Source organism: Vibrio scophthalmi LMG 19158 (assembly GCF_000222585.1).
Classification (GTDB): domain Bacteria; phylum Pseudomonadota; class Gammaproteobacteria; order Enterobacterales; family Vibrionaceae; genus Vibrio; species Vibrio scophthalmi.
Genome location: NZ_AFWE01000073.1, coordinates 146,641 through 165,950 on the forward strand (window position 1 = coordinate 146,641; position 19,310 = coordinate 165,950).

At 46.5% G+C, this 19,310-nt stretch carries 11 protein-coding genes; 7 read left to right on the forward strand and 4 right to left on the reverse strand.

From position 1 onward, the window contains the following. The first annotated feature begins 269 nt into the window (after positions 1–269). Complete coding sequence (locus RH88_RS06040) at positions 270–1,346, forward strand: efflux RND transporter periplasmic adaptor subunit (RefSeq protein WP_005594189.1); 1,077 nt, start codon at positions 270–272, stop codon at positions 1,344–1,346. Continuing rightward, positions 1,346–4,483 (forward strand): vibriobactin export RND transporter permease subunit VexH, encoded by a 3,138-nt coding sequence (gene vexH / locus RH88_RS06045; protein ID WP_005594190.1) that lies wholly within the window; start codon positions 1,346–1,348, stop codon positions 4,481–4,483. Before RH88_RS06040 ends, vexH begins: the two co-directional genes overlap by 1 nt. A gap of 93 nt (positions 4,484–4,576) precedes the next feature. Here the strand turns inward: vexH and RH88_RS06050 are convergent, their stop codons facing one another. Next, the gene (locus RH88_RS06050) at positions 4,577–4,885 is read right to left on the reverse strand and encodes a YebG family protein (protein WP_005594192.1); all 309 of its coding nucleotides are present in this window, start codon (positions 4,883–4,885) and stop codon (positions 4,577–4,579) included. Positions 4,886–5,055: 170 nt separating this feature from the next. Further along, positions 5,056–5,955, reverse strand: coding sequence for a LysR substrate-binding domain-containing protein (locus RH88_RS06055; RefSeq protein ID WP_005594193.1), 900 nt, complete (start codon positions 5,953–5,955; stop codon positions 5,056–5,058). A 156-nt stretch (positions 5,956–6,111) separates the two neighbouring features. Between RH88_RS06055 and RH88_RS06060 the strand changes: the two genes are divergently transcribed. The 4 genes from RH88_RS06060 to recD all read left to right on the forward strand — a co-directional run bounded on the left by RH88_RS06060 (position 6,112) and on the right by recD (position 16,879). Continuing rightward, positions 6,112–7,086 carry a TDT family transporter gene (locus tag RH88_RS06060; protein ID WP_005594195.1) on the forward strand — a complete coding sequence of 325 codons (975 nt, stop codon included), beginning with the start codon at positions 6,112–6,114 and terminating at the stop codon, positions 7,084–7,086. A gap of 186 nt (positions 7,087–7,272) precedes the next feature. Continuing rightward, a complete protein-coding gene (gene recC / locus RH88_RS06065) occupies positions 7,273–10,794 on the forward strand; it encodes an exodeoxyribonuclease V subunit gamma (protein WP_005594196.1) in 3,522 nt (1,173 codons plus the stop codon). A gap of 353 nt (positions 10,795–11,147) precedes the next feature. Next, the gene (gene recB / locus RH88_RS06070) at positions 11,148–14,768 is read left to right on the forward strand and encodes an exodeoxyribonuclease V subunit beta (RefSeq protein WP_040757861.1); all 3,621 of its coding nucleotides are present in this window, start codon (positions 11,148–11,150) and stop codon (positions 14,766–14,768) included. Then, positions 14,765–16,879, forward strand: a complete 2,115-nt coding sequence (gene recD / locus RH88_RS06075; protein ID WP_005594200.1) for an exodeoxyribonuclease V subunit alpha — start codon at positions 14,765–14,767, stop codon at positions 16,877–16,879. The genes recB and recD overlap by 4 nt, the downstream gene beginning before the upstream one ends. Before the next feature lie 45 nt (positions 16,880–16,924). Here recD and RH88_RS06080 read toward each other — a convergent pair whose 3' ends face one another. Both RH88_RS06080 and argA read right to left on the reverse strand, forming a co-directional pair. Then, on the reverse strand, positions 16,925–17,113 hold the full coding sequence (locus RH88_RS06080) for a hypothetical protein (RefSeq protein ID WP_005594202.1): 189 nt from the start codon (positions 17,111–17,113) through the stop codon (positions 16,925–16,927). 244 nt (positions 17,114–17,357) lie between these two features. After that, positions 17,358–18,695 carry an amino-acid N-acetyltransferase gene (gene argA, locus RH88_RS06085; RefSeq protein WP_005594203.1) on the reverse strand — a complete coding sequence of 446 codons (1,338 nt, stop codon included), beginning with the start codon at positions 18,693–18,695 and terminating at the stop codon, positions 17,358–17,360. 160 nt (positions 18,696–18,855) lie between these two features. Between argA and RH88_RS06090 the strand changes: the two genes are divergently transcribed. After that, positions 18,856–19,278, forward strand: a complete 423-nt coding sequence (locus RH88_RS06090; RefSeq protein WP_005594205.1) for a DUF2850 domain-containing protein — start codon at positions 18,856–18,858, stop codon at positions 19,276–19,278. Positions 19,279–19,310: the final 32 nt, after the last annotated feature.

A 19,310-nucleotide genomic window follows, 5' to 3' on the forward strand; every position in this document is an offset into this window, starting at 1 on the left:
GTATTTTTATACTTAAAAGAAGTTTTCCCAACGCATCTCTCAAGTTCGGAGCGCATCATAGCAAACTCATAAACACTGTAAAGCGTTTTTCTTCTGATTTTGAGTTGAATGATGCCTTTTTGGACAAAGATGCCTGTAATTGAACGTTTTGCTACCAATTGGGGCGAATTTTAATTGCGATGAAGGTTATAGGATTTACATTCCTTGACGTTTCAAGCACGAAATTACGAGTAAAATAAGCTTAGATATTTCTGGATGAATACATAGTAATGAAAAACAAACTGATCTTAACTTTGCTAACGGCTTCTATTTTAAGCACTTCCCCAACTGTTTTTGCGCGTGGTCCTCAAGGCCCACAAACGATCACAGTGGTGACTGAGCAAGTCCAAACCCATCAAGTTTCTCAATCACTTTCGTTAGTGGGTAAATTGGCAGCAGCGCAATCGGTCATGGTCTCGCCAGAAACCACTGGAAAGGTAGAAACGATCGCTGTGAAAGCCAACCAAGAGGTTAAGAAAGGCCAATTACTGATCCAACTGAATGATGACAAAGCGCGCGCTGCAGTAAAAGAAGCACAGGCTTATCTGAAAGATGAACAGCGTAAGCTGAAAGAGTTCGAACGTTTGGTGAAGCGCAACGCGATTACTCAAACCGAAATCGACGCGCAAAAAACCAATGTAGAGATTGCTCAGGCACGTTTAGATGCAGCGAATGCCAATTTAAAAGATCTGCATATCAGCGCCCCGTTCTCGGGCACCATCGGTTTTATCGATTTCAGTCGCGGTAAAATGGTTTCTGCCGGTACCGAGTTACTGTCGTTGGATGATCTTTCCGTGATGCAATTAGATCTACAAGTGCCTGAGCGTTATTTGGCCAAGATAGTGCAAGGTATGCAAGTCACCGCCACCACCAGTGCATGGGGCACTCAGGTATTTCAAGGTGAAGTGGTTGGGATTGATTCACGTATTAATCAAGAAACGCTTAATTTGCGTGTACGGATTCACTTCAACAATAACGATTTGAAATTGAAGCCGGGTATGTTGGTTTCTGCCAATATGGCCTTTCCTGCGATCAATGCCCCGATCATTCCAGTGCAAGCATTGGAATATTCAGGCACTAAACGTTATGTCTACGTGATTGGTGATGACAACCAAGCCAAACGAACTCAAGTCTTGTTAGGTGCGCGCATTGAGAACCAAGTGGTGATCACTGAAGGACTGAATATTGGCGAAAAAATTGTCGTGCAAGGCATTGTCAACATGCGTGATGGCGCGACAGTGAAAGAACTCGGTAGCGCTGCTAAGCCTGCTGCAGAGCAACAATCGCCAGCAAAAGGTGACAAGTAATGTGGTTGTCTGATGTTTCAGTGAAACGACCAGTCTCAGCACTGGTTCTCAGTTTGCTTTTGTGCGTGTTCGGTATTGTTTCTTTCTCTAAGCTTGCTGTACGAGAAATGCCGGATATCGAAAACCCTGTGGTATCGGTGAGCACTCGTTATGACGGTGCATCGGCAACCATTATCGAAAGCCAGATCACCTCAAACTTAGAAGAGCAGTTATCGGGTATTAGTGGTATCGATGAAATTTCATCGACCACCCGTAATGGTATGTCACGCATCACCATTACGTTTAACCTTGGTTATGATCTTAATACCGGTGTCAGTGATGTGCGTGATGCGGTTGCTCGTGCCCAGCGTTCACTACCTGAAGAAGCCGACGACCCAATTGTGTACAAGAACAACGGGTCTGGCGAAGCATCGCTGTATATTAATTTGAGTTCATCTGAATTAGATCGTACCCAACTAACTGATTATGTTGAGCGCGTGTTGATGGACCGATTTAGCCTGATTTCTGGTGTGAGTTCGGTTGATATCTCTGGTGGTTTGTACAAGGTTATGTACGTTAAGCTCAAGCCTGAGTTGATGGCAGGACGCGGCGTCACCACTTCCGATATTACTCAAGCTCTGCGCAGTGAAAACTTAGAAAGTCCGGGCGGTGAAGTTCGTAACGATCAAACCGTTATGTCAGTGCGTACCGCGCGTACCTATAAAGATGTTGAAGATTTTGAGTATTTGGTTGTACGTCGCGCCAGTGATAACACGCCGATTTATCTAAAAGATGTCGCAGATGTTTATATCGGTGCTGAAAACGAAAACTCGACCTTCAAAAGTGATGGTGTGGTAAACGTCAGCTTAGGCGTCGTCCCACAATCGGATGCCAACCCTCTTGAGGTGGCTCAACTGGTTCATCAAGAAGTAGAGAAGGTACAACAATTTTTGCCAAGCGGAACCCGCCTAGCGATTGACTACGATTCAACGGTCTTTATTGAACGATCAATTGAAGAGGTCTACAGCACGTTATTTGTAACGGGTGGTTTGGTTATTTTAGTGCTGTATATTTTTATTGGTCAGGCTCGTGCAACCTTGATCCCAGCGGTCACAGTGCCGGTTTCACTGATTTCCTCATTTATTGCTGCATACTTTTTTGGTTTTTCGATCAACCTAATCACGCTTATGGCGCTGATCCTCTCCATCGGTTTGGTGGTGGATGATGCCATTGTGGTGGTGGAGAATATCTTCCACCATATTGAACGCGGTGAAAAACCATTGTTGGCCGCTTACAAAGGAACGCGTGAAGTTGGCTTTGCGGTTATCGCGACCACCTTGGTATTGGTGATGGTATTTCTACCGATCTCCTTTATGGATGGTATGGTGGGTTTGCTGTTCACTGAATTCTCGGTGTTGTTGGCGATGTCGGTGATCTTCTCTTCATTGATTGCCTTAACCTTAACGCCTGTATTAGGTAGTAAAATCCTGAAAGCCAATGTCAAACCGAGTCGTTTTAATCTGTTTATTGAACGTATGTTTGCACGATTAGAACAGGGTTATCGCAACCTTCTCACCGCAGCACTAAAAGCGAAATGGGCCGCGCCTGTGGTTATTCTCGCTTGCATGGGCGGCAGTTACGGTTTGATGCAGCAAGTACCTTCGCAATTAACACCTAGCGAAGATCGTGGAGTTATCTTTGCTTTTGTTCGTGGTGCAGACGCAACCAGTTACAACCGCATGTCGGCGAATATGGATATCGTTGAAGATCGTTTGATGCCTTTACTTGGTAAAGGTTTCCTCAAATCCTTTAGTATTCAAACCCCAGCTTTTGGCGGTATGGCAGGTGACCAAACCGGCTTTGTGATCATGATTTTGGACGATTGGAATGATCGTTCTGTCACTGCGCAGCAAGCATTGGGAGAAGTCCGCAAAGCACTATCAGGTATTGCTGATGTACGTGTTTTCCCATTTACACCGGGTTTTAGAGGGGGCTCAAGTGAGCCAGTGCAGTTCGTTTTGGGCGGTGCTGATTATGAAGAGCTTAGAGATTGGTCGGAAAAACTGAAGTTGTTAGCTGAAGAATCACCATTCATGGAAGGGGCTGAAATTAACTACTCAGAGAAAACCCCTGAGCTACTCGTGACGGTTGATAAGCAGCGTGCCGCTGAGTTAGGCATCAGCGTTTCGGAGATATCTGATACGTTAGAAGTGATGTTAGGCGGCAAGCGTGAAACCACCTTTGTTGAGCGTGGTGAAGAATACGATGTTTATTTACGTGGTGATGAAAACAGTTTTGGTAACGCAACCGATCTGACGCAAATATACATGCGCACCGCTTCTGGTGAATTGGTTACGCTTGATGCTGTGACGAAGATTGAAGAAGTCGCTTCGTCAGTGCGTCTATCTCACTACAACAAGCAAAAAGCGGTGACGATTTCAGCTAACCTTTCTGATGGTTATACCTTAGGTGATGCACTGAATTACTTGGATCAACAAGCCATCGAACTGTTACCAAACGACATTAGTATTAGCTACTCAGGTGAGTCGAAAGATTTCAAAGAAAACCAATCCAGCGTAATGGTGGTGTTCGCGTTAGCACTGTTGGTTGCTTACCTTGTTCTTGCGGCACAATTTGAGAGCTTTATAAACCCGCTGGTGGTGATGTTTACCGTTCCTATGGGGGTATTTGGTGGCTTCTTTGGTCTATTTGTTATGGATCAAGGCTTCAACATCTATAGTCAAATCGGCATGATCATGTTGATTGGTATGGTAACCAAGAATGGTATTTTGATTGTTGAGTTTGCCAACCAACTACGTGATCGTGGTTTGGAGTTTGAAAAAGCGATTATTGATGCATCTGCGCGTCGTTTACGCCCAATCTTGATGACGGCATTTACCACCTTGGCAGGCGCGATTCCACTCATCCTGTCAACAGGAGCTGGTTATGAAAGCCGTGTCGCAGTGGGTACTGTGATCTTCTTTGGTATGGCCTTTGCCACCTTGATTACCCTGTTTGTGATTCCGGCTATGTACCGTTTGATTTCTGGCAGCACTCAAGCGCCAGGTCATGTTGAAGCAGAGTTGAATAAAGAGCTTAACCATGACTTCAAAGGGCGCACTTCACATGGTGAGCTAGGGGATCTTAGTGAACACTAACGTGGCAATTTGAAGATAATAAAAAACCGAGGCGCTGGCCTCGGTTTTTTTAATTAAAGCTTTGTCTCAATCGACGAAAAGAAAACAGGCGGGTTACGCTGCGTCTTCTTCTTGCTCGTCTTGCTCAATATCAGCAACGGCTTCGATTTTTTTCGCTTTCTTTGGTGCTGGACGACGTTTCGCACCAATCGCGTAAAGCAACTCATCTTTGTTTTGCGCTAGGAACATCGCTAAGTCTTCTTGCTTAGCTTCGTCTTCTAAAATGTCACTTTTACCTAGTAGTGCAAACAGCTCGTCTGCTGTATCCAGCATTTTGTCATAAGCATCCGCTTCCGCTTTAGAGGCAAAAGTCATTTTCTCTTCTCCGTTGCGTTCTACTACGTATTTTACGATTACAGCCATGGTTGTTCCTCTAGCTCTAATGAATGTTCAATTACTGGCTGTTTATACAGTTTTTAACCAAGTAAGTCTAGGTGACAGCTCAAAAGTGCGACTTAGATGCTCACCATTTGTGCGCGTCTTCGTTACGGTGCTTTTTGGGGCATCGCCTGCGGTTAGCCTTAATGGCATACCTATGAGGAGGCTTGATCCCATTGGTAGCAAAATTCGATGAAGCGTTTTAGGAGTGGGTTTTGATACTTTTCTTTATGCACCAGTAGCCAAAAGCGGCGCTTCATATCGAGTGGTAACTCAATCGTGATAACTCGACCATCTTTTATCGCTGGTTCGGCAGCGAGGCGTGAAAGGCAGGCAAGGCCAAGGCCTGCAGAAACACAGTTGATCAGCGCTTCGGTGGTATTGAGCTGAAATGCTTCTTGCCAATGCTCGATGCGCGGAGCGACAGCGCGTAGGAAAAATTCGCGAGAGCCAGAACCTGGCTCACGTAAGATCCAAGCGCTGTTTTCCAAATCGCTCACCGCAGGTACGGTAATGTCCGCCAATGCTGAATTTGGACTACAAATGATGCACATCTCGTCTTGGCTAAACTGGGTTGAGATCAGTTCTGGATGCAGTGTTTTGCCTTCAATGAGCGCAAGATCGAGCTCATAGTCCACCAACTTTTCGCAGATAAGCGCCGAATTGGAGATAAACAGGCTTTGGGCCTGATGCGCAGTTTGCTGGCGAAAAGCGCTGAGCAGATAAGGCGCGACTTGGTTACCGATGGTATCACTGGCGCCAATGCGCAATTGGCCGGTTAACGTGGAGTCATCTTCGAGTAACTGTTCGATATCTTGTGCGCGATGCAACAGTTCATCGACCAAAGGGAGTAATTTTTGCCCCTCTTGATTAAGCACCAAGCGTTTATTAACCCGATCAAATAGTGAATGGCCCAGCTGTTTTTCGAGCTCAGCAAGCGCCATACTTACCGCAGCTTTAGAGAGAAACAGCGCTTGTGCCGCTTCGGTTAACGTATCGCAGTGGTTAATGGTCGAAAAAACCTTGAGCTGCTTTAATGAGATATTAACGGCCATAGAGAATTCAACTTCTGAGTTAATGTGGTTGGGGTATGGATTAGTTGAAGTGTCGTTTAGTTTATCTGAACACGTGTTTTGAATAATTAGATATATCTTAACAAAGTGCAAGCGTAGAATGGCGCCATAACAAAGAGATTGAGCGGAGTGTGAGCCATGATCACAGCAACAAAAGCAAAAGTATTCGGTGCGCCAACACCAATGGCAGGATTGGCATTAGGTATTGCAAGCCTTGGTTGGTGTTGGGAGAACGCCGCTGATTTGAATGGCATAGGTCAATTAATCGGTGCCGCGATCGCTTCACTTTTGCTTGTCATTTTAGCGGTGAAATTCCTACTCCATCGTCATCTTTTATCTGAGGATCTTGCTCACCCTGTAGTGGGCAGCGTGGTGCCGACTTTTGCGATGGCAACCATGGTGGTGTCAAATGCGCTTGGCAAGTTTTCGCCTTGGGCGGGTGATGCTCTATGGTTATTTGCGGTCGCGCTGCATGTGGCGTTTTTAGCCAGCTTTATTTACCACCGTTCACAAGCATTTGAACTGCACCATATGGTACCAAGTTGGTTTGTTCCGCCAGTGGGTATTGTGGTGGCGGATGTCTCTTTTTCGGGCAATCCTCATCTGGCTTTTATCGCACAAAGCACATTGATCTTCGGCCTTGTTGCTTATGCCATCATGCTGCCTGCCATGATCTACCGTTTGATCTTTGCGCAAGAAATTCCAGATGCAGCGAAACCAACCTTAGCCATCATGGCCGCACCCGCTAGCCTTTCATTGGCGGGGTATTTAAGTGTGACGAGTGAACCATCGCCAGTGATTATCGGCGTGCTGTTTGGTATCGCAGTCTTGATGACCGTAGTGATCTACTTAGCTTTCATTAAATTACTGCGTTTACCTTTTAGTGCTGGTTTTGCGGCGTTCACCTTCCCAATGGTGATTGGTTCTACTGCGCTATTTAAATTGAGTGCTTGGATGCAAAACATCCATGTCGCAGATCATTACATCGCGCAAGTACATGGCTTGGCAGTGGCTGAGTTATGGGTTGCAACCATAGTGGTGGGTTATGTTGCCGCGCGTTACTTCCATTTTTATCAGCCACACAAAGTGATAATGCGTCGCGATGGAAAATAATTTATAGCATCAAGTTGTCAGGCCATAAGGCTTTCTCAGTGATTAATAATAAAGAGCGAAACGCAGAGTTTCGCTCTTTGCACAATTAAGCGGCAACACCACGCAATCCCACCTAAAATCGGCAGTAAATACAGGGCAGTTATGTTACGCTCAGGTCAGTTTTGCTAACCATTTTGAGCGTCTATTTTGTTTACTGTTTATCACTCCAATCAAGTCGATGTGCTTAAATCTTTGTTGGTTGAGCTAGTCAAAATCGACCCGCTTGAAAACCCATTTGAAAAAGAACAAATTCTGGTGCAGAGCCCGGGTATGTCACAGTGGCTCAAAATGGCATTAGCGAAAGAGTTTGGTGTGGCTGCCAATATCGATTTTCCTCTGCCTGCGACCTTTATTTGGAATATGTTCACTCACGTGTTGGCCGATGTGCCCCAGCGCAGTGCCTTCAATAAAGAGTCGATGAGCTGGAAGTTGATGCAGATCTTACCAAGCTTGTTGGATCAGCCTGAATTTACCCCTTTGCAACGTTATTTAGAAGATGACAGTGACAGTTCAAAGCTCTATCAATTAGCGGAAAAAATTGCCGATATCTTCGATGGTTATTTGGTGTACCGCCCAGAATGGATTGCCGCTTGGGAGTCTGGTCAAGTGGTGGCTGAAATTGGTGATGAGCATCCGTGGCAGCCAATCTTGTGGCAAGCGCTCTATGATCACACCCTAGCACTTGGTCAATCGCCGTATCACCGTGCCAACTTGTATGAGCATTTTATTGATAGCTTAGCCAACTACCAAGGCCGCTTTGAGAATCTACCCAAGCGTCTGTTTGTATTCGGTATTACTTCTTTGCCACCGCGTTATATGGACGCGCTAAAAGCACTTGGTGAGCATATTGATGTGCACCTAATGTTTACCAACCCGTGTCGCTATTATTGGGGGGAAGTACGCGATAGAAAATTTCTCGCCAAGTTAGCAGCAAAACAGCGTAAACATCTGGTGTGGCGCGACGATCATTCTGAAATTGAGGGAGAAAGTGAGCAGCTTAAAGGCACGATTGAAGAGAACCTCGCTTATGACGACGCCGCTTATCATGAGATGGTGGATGGCGAGAGTATCGACCTACTGCACACCGATGTGGTAGGTAACAGCTTATTGGCATCAATGGGCAAATTGGGCCGCGATAACATGTATCTGCTATCACAACTCGAATCGAATGAGATTGAAGCGTTTGTCGATTTGGGCCGAGACTCGTTGTTGCAGCAATTGCAGGCCGATATCCTCAATCTTGAAGAGCATCAAGACGATCAACAATTAACCACAAGTCAGCATAAGCAAGTGGTGTGTGGTGATGACTACTCATTAACTCTGCACGCTTGCCATAGTCCAATGCGCGAGGTGGAAGTGCTGCATGATCAGTTGCTCAATATGTTTGATGCTGATCCAAGCTTAAAACCGCGCGATATTATCGTGATGGTCGCCGATATCAATGCTTATAGTCCTGCGATTCAAGCGGTGTTTGGTAATGCGCCGGGCGAGCGGTTTATCCCATACTCGATTTCTGACCGTAGCGCCGATCAAGAAAGCCCAATCCTCGCGGCGTTTATGCAGCTACTCAATTTAGCCAATACTCGTTGCTTAGCCTCCGAGCTATTAGAGTTGCTGGAAATTCCGGCCATCCTTAATCGTTTTGGTTTGAGTGAGGATGAATTCCTACAAGCCAAAATTTGGGTGGAAGAGTCGGGTATTCGCTGGGGATTAAATCCTGCTACGGGTACTGAGTTTGATCTGCCAGCCACAGCGCAAAACACTTGGCAATTTGGCATAGAACGTATGCTACTTGGTTATGCGATGCCGGAATCTGCGGGATTGTTTAATGATGGTCAACAGTCGTTATCCCCTTACAACGAAGTTCAGGGGATGGGGGCGGAGCTTGCTGGTAAGCTGGCGCACTTTATTGAGACGGTCAGTGACTATCGTCAAGCGCTTGCGCATACCCACAGTATCGATGGTTGGCGTCAATTATTAACTGCGATGCTGGATGATTTCTTTAAAGTCGAATTAGAAGGTGAAGTGGCACTAAAATCGATTCGCGACACGCTCACTATGCTCAAAGAGCAGTTAGAAGATGCCGCTTATCAGGCCGAACTTGCGCCAAGTATTATTGCTCAATACCTACAAAACAAACTCTCTGGTACCCGGGTTAGCCAGCGTTTCTTAGCTGGACAAGTGAACTTCTGTACCTTGATGCCAATGCGCTCTATCCCATTTAGAGCGGTATGTTTGCTGGGGATGAACGACGGCGTTTACCCGCGTTCGATGCCACCTGAAGGGTTTGATTTGATGAATGGGCGCACTCGTGCGGGAGATCGTTCTCGCCGTGATGATGACCGTTATCTGTTCTTAGAGGCGCTCTTATCGGCGCAACAAACTTTATATATCAGCTACGTTGGTCGTTCGATTCAAGATAATACTGAGCGCGTGCCATCGGTGCTGGTGTCTGAATTGATGGAATATTGCCACCAAAACTACCGTTTGGCGGAAGATGCAGATCTGAGCTGTGATGAATCTGGCGATAAGCTGCTAGCGAACTTACATCGCCAACATGCGATGGTGCCATTTAGTCCTGCTGCGTTTAGTGATTCATCGAGTGACTTTTCTAGCTACAGCAGTTATGCCAAAGAGTGGTTGCCTGCGGCGAACCGTCAAGGTCAGCGTAGTGGTGAGTTCAATCGTCAATTGAGTGATTATCTGGCCGATGTCAGCTACCCACTGGATCTTGATTTGGTTGAGCTGCAGCGTTTTTGGCGCTTACCAGTGCAGTATTTCTTCAACCGTCGCTTAAAAGTAATGTTTGAACCGCCTTTGCCAATTATGCCCGATGAAGAGCCGTTTATTCTCGATGGTTTAGAGAGTTTCCAGATCCGTGATGCGCTGTTAAACCAACTGCTGAGCGATCAATTGCAAGCCAATAGTAATCCAGATCAAACGGTGCAAAACTTTGTCGATCAGCAACGCGCCCAAGGCAAGTTACCGGTGGGGGCATTTGGCGATATTGAGTTTGATACCAACCGAGTGCAAGCCGAGCAATTGGTAGAAGCACTGCGTTTTGTCACTAGTGCGCCGGTGGATGATGTTGAGATTAATCTTAATTTTGACCTGCTGGGTGAAGGCAAACCGATCGTTTTACAAGGTTGGCTCACCCAAGCTTACCAATCTGGTTTAGTACGTTATCGTAGTGGCAAAATTCGCCCGCAAGATTATTTGGCTGCGTGGATTGACCATTTGGCGATGTCGGCGATGGGCGTGGCAAAACGAACTCACATGATTGGTTATGATCGTAAAGAGGGCGTCGTACATCTTATTTACCCGCCGATCGAAGATGGTGATTATGCCAAGAATCTGTTGGCCGAACTGGTGCGATTATTCTATCAAGGTATGACTCAGCCGTTGGCGTACTTCCCTAAAACATCGTTGGCAGCGATTGAAGCAGGCTTTAGTCGCGGCGGCGCTTGGGCAGATGATGAAGAAAAGTCGCTCAAAAAAATGGCCGAAGCGTTTAACGACGGCTTTATGAGTAGCGGTGAAGGCAATAATGCTTACATTGGTCGTATTTGGCCACAGTGGAATGATGCTTTAGCGCAAGAAGTTCGTACCTTGGCGGCGTTAGTGATTCAAGCTCCAAGATTATTGGTCAAAGACGCGCATGATGAATAACGACGCGTTGGCGGTCGCAATCCTTTCGTTTGGTGAGAGCCATTTACCTGAGGGTTGTTTGATGAAATCACAGAGAAGTGGTTGGCCGCCAGTAAATCGTTATTAATGTGTAGGGCGTTCGCTGTGCGGCCAGTGGTCAGAGGGACCATTATTCGGTGGGTTGCAGCGAAGTTGATAACTTGCTCAACACGTGGCGCGGATAGTAAAGCTTAACTGGGGGAGGTTCTGTGAGAGCGCTCCCATTAAATCTGCCACTTTAGATTTAGCGGCAGTTAAACACTCAATATCAAGGCTAGGTCACACTCGAAGGTGTGAATGAATTGATTCAGAAGTTACATAAAGGTTTGATTGTTATGACATCGTGTTCAGTTGTCACCTCACTAGATACCATGACATTTCCGTTGCATGGTGCGCGACTTATCGAAGCTTCGGCGGGGACGGGGAAAACCTTCACCATTGCCTGGCTCTATTTGCGTTTATTGTTAGGGCACGGAAGTGGCGAGAGTCGTCATCAAACGCCATTAACGGTCGATCAAATTTTGGTGGTGACCTTTACTGAAGCAGCAACCGCTGAGTTGCGCGATCGTATTCGCGCGCGTATTCATGATGCGCGATTAGCCTTTGCTCGCGGTGAAAGCAGTGATCCCGTGATCAAACCTTTACTCGCAGAGATTGATGACCATAAACAAGCGGCGATGATCTTGCTGCAAGCTGAACGACAAATGGACGAAGCGGCGGTGTATACCATTCACGGTTTCTGTCAGCGCATGCTCACGCAAAATGCCTTTGAATCAGGCAGTCGTTTTAACAACGAATTTGTCACCGATGAAAGCCATCTTAAAGCGCAAGTCGTTGCGGACTATTGGCGTCGTAACTTCTACCCATTGCCACTAAAACTGGCGGGTGAAGTACGTTCAATTTGGAGTTCGCCAGCCGCTTTGTTAGGTGATGTTTCTCGTTACTTAACGGGGGCGCCCCTGCAACTTTCGGTGGCGGCGATGCAAGGTGACTTGAGTGAATTACATCAGCAAAATCTGGCTAAAATTGATCAGCTAAAAGCGCAATGGCGAGAAAGTAGCGATGACTTCCTAGCGTTGATTAGTGAGTCTGATATCAACAAACGCAGCTACACCAAAAAGTCCTTGCCAACTTGGTTAGAAGCCGTCGGCGCTTGGGCAAGCAGTGAGACCAACGGTTACGAGTTTCCTGAGCAGCTAGAGCGCTTTGCGCAAAATGTGTTGATTGAGAAAACCCCTAAAGGCAAAGCGCCTGAGCACGTTGTCTTTGCTCAAGTTGAAGCTTTTATTAGCCAGCCGATCAGCTTAAAAGCGCCACTATTGGCCCATGCGATTGAGCATTGTCGTGTTAGCTTAGCGAAAGCGAAACAGCAAAAGCAGTGGTTATCGTTTGATGATCTGCTGACCAACTTATCTGCCGCGATGGACGCTGATGAACTCGGTGCATTAGCTGAGCGTATTCGTAGTTTATATCCGGTGGCGATGATCGATGAATTCCAAGATACCGATCCTCTGCAATACAGCATTTTCAGCCGAATTTATCTCTCTCATCCTGAGTGCGGTCTATTTATGATCGGCGATCCTAAGCAGGCGATTTACGGCTTCCGTGGTGCGGATATTTTTACCTACATCAAAGCGCGTAATCAGGTTTCCTCGCATTTCACTCTGGGTACTAACTGGCGTTCGAGTGCCGATATGGTCGCGGCAGTAAACCAAGTGTTTGCCTTGCCAGATAGCGCCTTTATCTACGATCAAGACATTCCTTTTCTTCCCGTTGCGGCTAGTCCAAGTGCTGATAAACGTGCGTGGTCATTAAGCGGAAAAACTCAACCCGCGTTGACCTATTGGTTACAAGAAGCGGAAGAAAAGCCACTGGCTAAAGGTGAATATCTTAAAGCGATGTCGCAAGCCACAGCCGATCAAATCCAGACCATTTTAAGCGCTTCACAGCAGCAACAAGCGCATTTTAGCAGTGATAAAGGTGATAAGGCGATTCAAGCCGGCGATATTGCTGTATTGGTGCGCACCGGTAATGAAGGCCGCATGGTTAAAGAGGCGCTTGCTAAACAAGGCATTGCCAGCGTTTATCTCTCTAACCGTGACAGCGTATTTAGTTCGGCGGTAGCGCAAGATGTACAGCGCCTGCTGCAAGCGGTCTTAACCCCAGAAAACGATCGTGCACTGCGCGCCAGCTTGGCGTCAGAATTGTTCGCTCTCGATGCGGGCAGTTTAGATGCGCTCAACAACGATGAAACCGCTTGGGAAAACGCGGTGAATGAATACAAAGAGTACCGCAAGTTATGGTTACAACGTGGCGTGTTACCGATGCTGCGCGCGGTCATGAGTAAGCGTCATGTCGCTGAGCGTTTACTAGAAGAGGAAAGTGGCGAGCGTAACCTGACTGATTTGATGCATTTAGGTGAGTTATTACAGCAAGCCAGTGGTGAACTCGACAGTGATCATGGTTTGCTGCGTTGGCTTGCACAAGCGATTAGTGATGCGCAAAATGGCCTTGGTGGTAGCGAAGACCAAATTCAGCGTTTGGAATCTGAGCGTAATTTGGTGCAGATCGTCACTATCCATAAATCGAAAGGTTTGGAATATGACTTGGTCTTTTTGCCGTTTGTATTGAGCTATCGCGAAGCGAGTGAAGCCAAATATTACGACGCCGAAAGCGATCGCACCATTTTGGATATCAACCAAGATAAAGCCGCGTTAGCGCAAGCGGATAAAGAGCGTCTCGCGGAAGACTTGCGTTTGATCTACGTAGCGTTAACCCGTGCCGTTTACGGCTGTTTTATTGGTGCTGCGCCGCTACGTAATGGCCGTTCAACCAAAGAACCAACGGGTGTGCATCACAGTGCCATGGGCTATTTATTGCAAAATGGCCAAGCAGGTGGCGTGAATGATCTTACCCAAGCGATTGAGCTGCAAACCAAAGGATTATCGTGCGTTGCACTGCAAGGATTACCCGAATCGCATCAGAAAACCTTTGTGACTGATGATGAAATTGAACACACCTTACATGCCAAAACACTCAGCCAAGCGATTGATCGTGCTTGGCGCATCACCAGTTACTCTGGTTTAGTAAAACAAGGCTCTCACCACCATGATGACACCTCTAGTGAGCTATTAAGACTCGATGTTGACTCCTCCGGTGAGCAAGATGAACAAGAGTTAGTTGAACCTGAACGTTCAATCTTTACCTTCCCTCGCGGTGCACGTCCGGGCACATTTTTGCACACGCTGTTTGAAGAGGTGGAGTTTACTTTGCCTGCGAACAGTGAAGAGAACCAAGCCAAAATAATGGCACTGATGGAGAGTGAACAGCTCGAATTAGAGTGGCTGCCAATCTTGCAACAACTGGTTGATACCGTATTAGCGACCCCATTGGACGGTAAAGATCTGCGCCTCAATCAAAAAGGACCCGCGCAGCGTTTGGTGGAAATGGAGTTTTTACTGCCGATTGAAGTATTGGCTTCGGCAGAACTCAACCGGGTGATTCAACGTAACGATCCATTGTCAGCCAAAGCGGGCGATCTCGGCTTCCAAACCGTGCAGGGGATGTTGAAAGGTTTTATCGACTTAGTGTTTGAGCATCAAGGTAAATACTACGTACTGGACTGGAAATCGAACCATTTAGGCGATGAGATTGCCGATTATCATGGTGATGCTTTACGCCAAGCGATGGCGGATCACCGTTACGATCTGCAATACCAAATTTACGCGTTGGCACTGCATCGTTTTTTACGTAGTCGAGTAGCGGATTATGATTATCAGCGCCATTTTGGTGGTGTCTATTATCTGTTTTTGCGTGGTATGGATGGCGAAGGTCAACACGGCATTTTCTCCGCAAAACCAAGTTTTGAATTTTTAACTGAGTTAGACAAATTGATTGATGGCGAGATAGTGGAAAGACGCGACAACGCGGCAGGGCAAATGGAGTTAGGTCTATGAGTGGATTAATGCTTACTCTCAAGCGCTTAGCCGAAAAGGGCTCAATTCGTCAGCTTGATTATCAATTTGCGCGCTTTATTGCGGCCAAATCTCAGCATGTTGAACTTGCGTTTATCGCGGGTGTGCTCAGCAGTGAGCTAGGCAAAGGCCACATCTGTTTGCCACTGCATGATATGCAAGGGCAAGCGGTCGATCTTGCCGCTAAAATAGGCTTATATGGCGAGGCGGCATTAGCATTAAACCAACAACTCTTATCCATTGATTGGGCTGCGTTGCTGCAACAGTCGCCATGGGTGAGCAAGCCAGTCGCACACAATGCTGATCCATTGCCTTTGGTGTTTGATGGTGAAAGGTTATATCTACACCGTTATTGGCACTATGAAGTGACGTTGGCAGAGAAGCTAACCAGCTTTGGGGTTGCCATGATCCTAAAGCCTACCGAAGTACAAAAACTCGCCAAATTGCTCGATCACTTGTTTGCGCGCAGTGACCATTTCTTGTTTTCCGCCTTATCGCGTTCGAGTGGATTAAATCAGGTGCAGCGCCAGCAAATGGTGTGCGATCACCTTGATGTGGTCGATGAAAGCCAACTGGATTGGAGCGCAATTGATCAAGTGCTGCTGCAAGCCACACGTGCCGAACAGTTAGCGCCACTGGAGCAACTTGTTCCTCAGGCGGCGTGTGTTAACTGGCAGAAAGTGGCGGCGGCGATTGCACTCACTAAGCGTTTTGCGGTGATATCGGGAGGCCCTGGTACCGGTAAAACGACCACGGTAACTAAACTGCTGGCAGCCCTGATTGAGCAGGCTGAACAGAGTGGTCACACCCCAACGATTAAGCTGGTGGCACCGACGGGTAAAGCAGCTGCGCGCTTGACCGAATCAATTGGTAAAGCGGTCGACCAACTGCCGGTTAGCCCAGAGCTGAAAGCCGCGATCCCAACCGAATCCAGCACCTTGCATCGATTGTTGGGCGCATTGCCAAACAGCGCTGAATTTCGTCACAACCAAGCGAACCCGTTACATCTTGATATCTTAGTGGTGGATGAAGCCTCGATGGTCGATTTACCGATGATGTACAAGGTAGTGGATGCTTTGCCAAAACATGCCCGTTTGATTTTATTGGGCGATAAAGATCAGCTTGCCTCGGTCGAAGCGGGGGCGGTACTTGGCGATATCTGTTCTTTCTATCATTCTGGTTACAGCAGCGCACAAGGTGAATTGATCGCACAATTATCCGGTTATACGACCTTAGCGACAGCCAATCAAAATAACAAAGGCAGTCGAGTTGGGGATAGCTTGTGTATGCTACAAAAAAGCTATCGCTTCGATGCGCGTTCAGGCATTGGTCAGTTGGCAAAGGCAGTCAACTCCGGATCGGCCTATCAATTAGATGCGGTATGGCAGCGCGGTTTTGACGATATCGAACAGTTCCCGCTTGATATGCAGCACTACAATCAGCTAATCCAAACCATGGTGGCAGAATACAGCCACTATCTTAAACGTATTGCCCAACGCTTAGTTCACCCTGACAGTGGTGAAATAGAAAGTATTACCCAACAAGCCAAAGCAGGGTTAGATGCTTTTGCGCGCTGTCGCTTATTGTGTGCGATGCGTGAAGGGGACTTTGGCGTGAGTGGTTTAAATCACCGTGTTGAGCGCGCGCTGGTGGCGCGAAAACGCATCCAAACTCAAGATGAACTTTGGTATCACGGCCGCCCGGTGATGATCACTCGTAACGATCATGCTTTAGGTTTGTATAACGGTGATATTGGCATCTGTATGCTGGATGATTCACTTGCAGAACCGCGCTTAAAAGTGTTTTTTGAATTACCAGATGGCAGCGTCAAATCGGTGTTGCCAAGCCGCGTACCAGAGCATCAAACCGCTTATGCGATGACGGTACATAAGTCACAAGGCAGCGAATTTGAATTTACCGTAATGATTCTGCCAAAAGATTTTAGCCCTATTTTAACTCGTGAGTTGATTTATACCGGCATTACTCGCGCCAAAAAGCGATTGGCATTGTATGCACAGCCAGAGGTGGTTAAACGAGGGATTAAAGTGATGACAGAGCGTGCAAGTGGTTTGGTGATGAGATTAAAAGGTTAATGAGCGGAGATTTCGTCACCATCCTTGGTGTCGCAGTGAATAAAGTTAGTTAACCGAGCTAAAAGCGGCGGTAAAAGAGATACTGCGTATTTGGTACTTTTGTTGATAGTCGAGAATAAATTTCTTTAGTCGATCTGAGGTGGGAAACACACAGTGCACATCAAGGCCGATCAGCAGTTCGTTTTCTGCCATGTCCCAGAAGCTCTGTAGAGAATTACAAATTATAGTTTTCATATTGATGCTCTTAGTTGACGTTGATATCTACCAAAGCAATCCGTGCGGTCTAGCAAGCTAGTTGAAATTGAATCCAATCAATAGTGCGAAGTAATGTGATGCGGGCAAATAGTAACCAACAAAGAATATGAAATAAAGCTTATATTTGAGACAAAAACCAACAATGGCCACGGAAAGTGGCCATTTTTATTAAATATTGAACTGTTTTTGCTTAATTTTTAACAAGTTAGTTCGGAGTTTAATTCTAGGTACGAGTGGCCAATATTTTTGAGTTTCTTTGGTAGTTATAGAGGTTTTGCTTTTGTGATGGCAATTGCTCCACCCCGACCTCATAGAAACCTTGCTCCCTAAACCAATGCAGACTGTGTGTGGTTAACACAAACAACTGATTAATCCCTTCTTGGCGGCACTGCTGCTTCATATAATTGAGTAAAATCAAGCCACGGTTACCATCGCGATAATCTTTATGGATTGCCACACAAGCCATTTCTGCCATGCTGTCATCAAGATAAGGATACAGGGCAGCACAGCCGATAATCAGGCCATCTTTTTCAATGATGGTGAATTGATGAATTTCTTGCTCCAACTGCTCACGCGAACGGCGCACGAGAATGCCTTGCTCTTCCAGTGGGCGAATTAAATCGAGGATGCCGCCGATATCATCAATGTTGGCAACGCGCACGCGTTCAGAGCTGGCATAAACAACCTGAGTACCAATACCATCAATAGAGAACAGTTCTTGGATTAACGCGCCATCTTCTTTGTAGCTAACAAGGTGGCTACGTGGCACACCGGCTCGGCAGGCGGTAATGGCTGCGCGAAGAAAACGCAGTGTCCCTGAGGCGCTGTCGTGAGAATAGTCAACATCGGTTTCTAATTTCGCTAACACACTTTCTGCTTCTCGTGGCACAAGCTCTGCCACGACAGACCCATTTTCATCGATGATGCCTTGCTCAGAACAAAAGCCAATCAGCTTGTCAGCATTTAAACGGATCGCGACTTGGGTGGCGACTTCTTCAGAAAGTAGATTGAATGACTCGCCAGTCACAGAGCTAGCGATAGGGCCAAGCAGTACAATCGAACCTTGATCGAGCATACGGTTGATGCCCTGAATATCGATACGACGAATGCGACCACTGTGGCAGTAATCGACGCCATCATCCACGCCAAGAGGTTGAGCGATAACAAAGTTCCCGCTAACCACATTGAGTTGTGTCCCAGCCATCGGCGTGTTGCTCAAGCTCATCGAGAGCTGGGCGGTAATGGCAAGCTGTAATTGCCCCGCAGCCTGCATAACTAGCGACAAACTGGTTTCATCAGTGATGCGAACGCCTTTATGGTAGTCGTTCGTGATTTGATTGTTGGCTAAAATAGCGTTGATTTGTGGTCGCGCACCATGCACCAAAACGATCTTAACTCCCAAACTGTGGAGTAAGGCTAAGTCACTGATAATATTTTTAAAGTTATCATCAGCAAACGCTTCACCCCCCAGCATGACCACCATGGTTTTCCCTCGGTGAGCATTGACATAAGGTGTTGATTGGCGAAATCCTTTAACTAATGCGGTGCTACGTATTTTCACATTACAATCCATTTGTGAATTTATATGTGATTATAGTGCAAATTTATTCTCAATTAGGCAAGCGGTTTTTTGGAATAGAGACCCAATAAACACTTTTGTGAGATTGTGAGCATGAAAAGAGCATGCTATAGAATAATTTTCCCCATTAGGTCATTGGTTTATGAATGTTAGCGTCAAAAATAATATAACAGCTAAACAAGCTCAAAGTGGCCGTTTCTTTCCACGTAAATGGATGAATGTCGCAGCTTTGGTGGTTGCATTGATATGTGCCTATGGGATTGTTCAAGGTGGCTTGTGGCTCAATAACAAATATCAGCAAGTATCGCACCCACCTACGCTTATTTATGGCACTTGGGTAGAAGATAACGTCGCTCCGTACTTAGCTGAGAATATCGTGATTAATCAGTCAGGCGTGACCGTGAACGGGGGTGTCGTAAGCACAAAATTCAGTTTTGATGGCGAGACATTCCGCTATCAACATGGCACTGAGGAGCGGGTTTTTCGCTTTGGCCTTGGTAACTTTAGTTCAATGAAACTGGACACCAAGGTGGCTTATCAGCCGGTTTATGTCAAAACTCTTTAAAATTCACACTCATTAACGATCCTTGCGTTGAC

Excerpts from the sequence above, each read along its gene's own strand:
- RH88_RS06040 (WP_005594189.1), top strand. The coding sequence starts at position 270 with ATGAAAAACAAACTGATCTTAACTTTGCTAACGGCTTCTATTTTAAGC.
- RH88_RS06055 (WP_005594193.1), bottom strand. The coding sequence starts at position 5,955 with ATGGCCGTTAATATCTCATTAAAGCAGCTCAAGGTTTTTTCGACCATT.
- RH88_RS06050 (WP_005594192.1), bottom strand. The coding sequence starts at position 4,885 with ATGGCTGTAATCGTAAAATACGTAGTAGAACGCAACGGAGAAGAGAAA.
- recB (WP_040757861.1), top strand. The coding sequence starts at position 11,148 with ATGACATCGTGTTCAGTTGTCACCTCACTAGATACCATGACATTTCCG.
- RH88_RS06060 (WP_005594195.1), top strand. The coding sequence starts at position 6,112 with ATGATCACAGCAACAAAAGCAAAAGTATTCGGTGCGCCAACACCAATG.
- RH88_RS06090 (WP_005594205.1), top strand. The coding sequence starts at position 18,856 with ATGAATGTTAGCGTCAAAAATAATATAACAGCTAAACAAGCTCAAAGT.
- recD (WP_005594200.1), top strand. The coding sequence starts at position 14,765 with ATGAGTGGATTAATGCTTACTCTCAAGCGCTTAGCCGAAAAGGGCTCA.
- RH88_RS06080 (WP_005594202.1), bottom strand. The coding sequence starts at position 17,113 with ATGAAAACTATAATTTGTAATTCTCTACAGAGCTTCTGGGACATGGCA.
- vexH (WP_005594190.1), top strand. The coding sequence starts at position 1,346 with ATGTGGTTGTCTGATGTTTCAGTGAAACGACCAGTCTCAGCACTGGTT.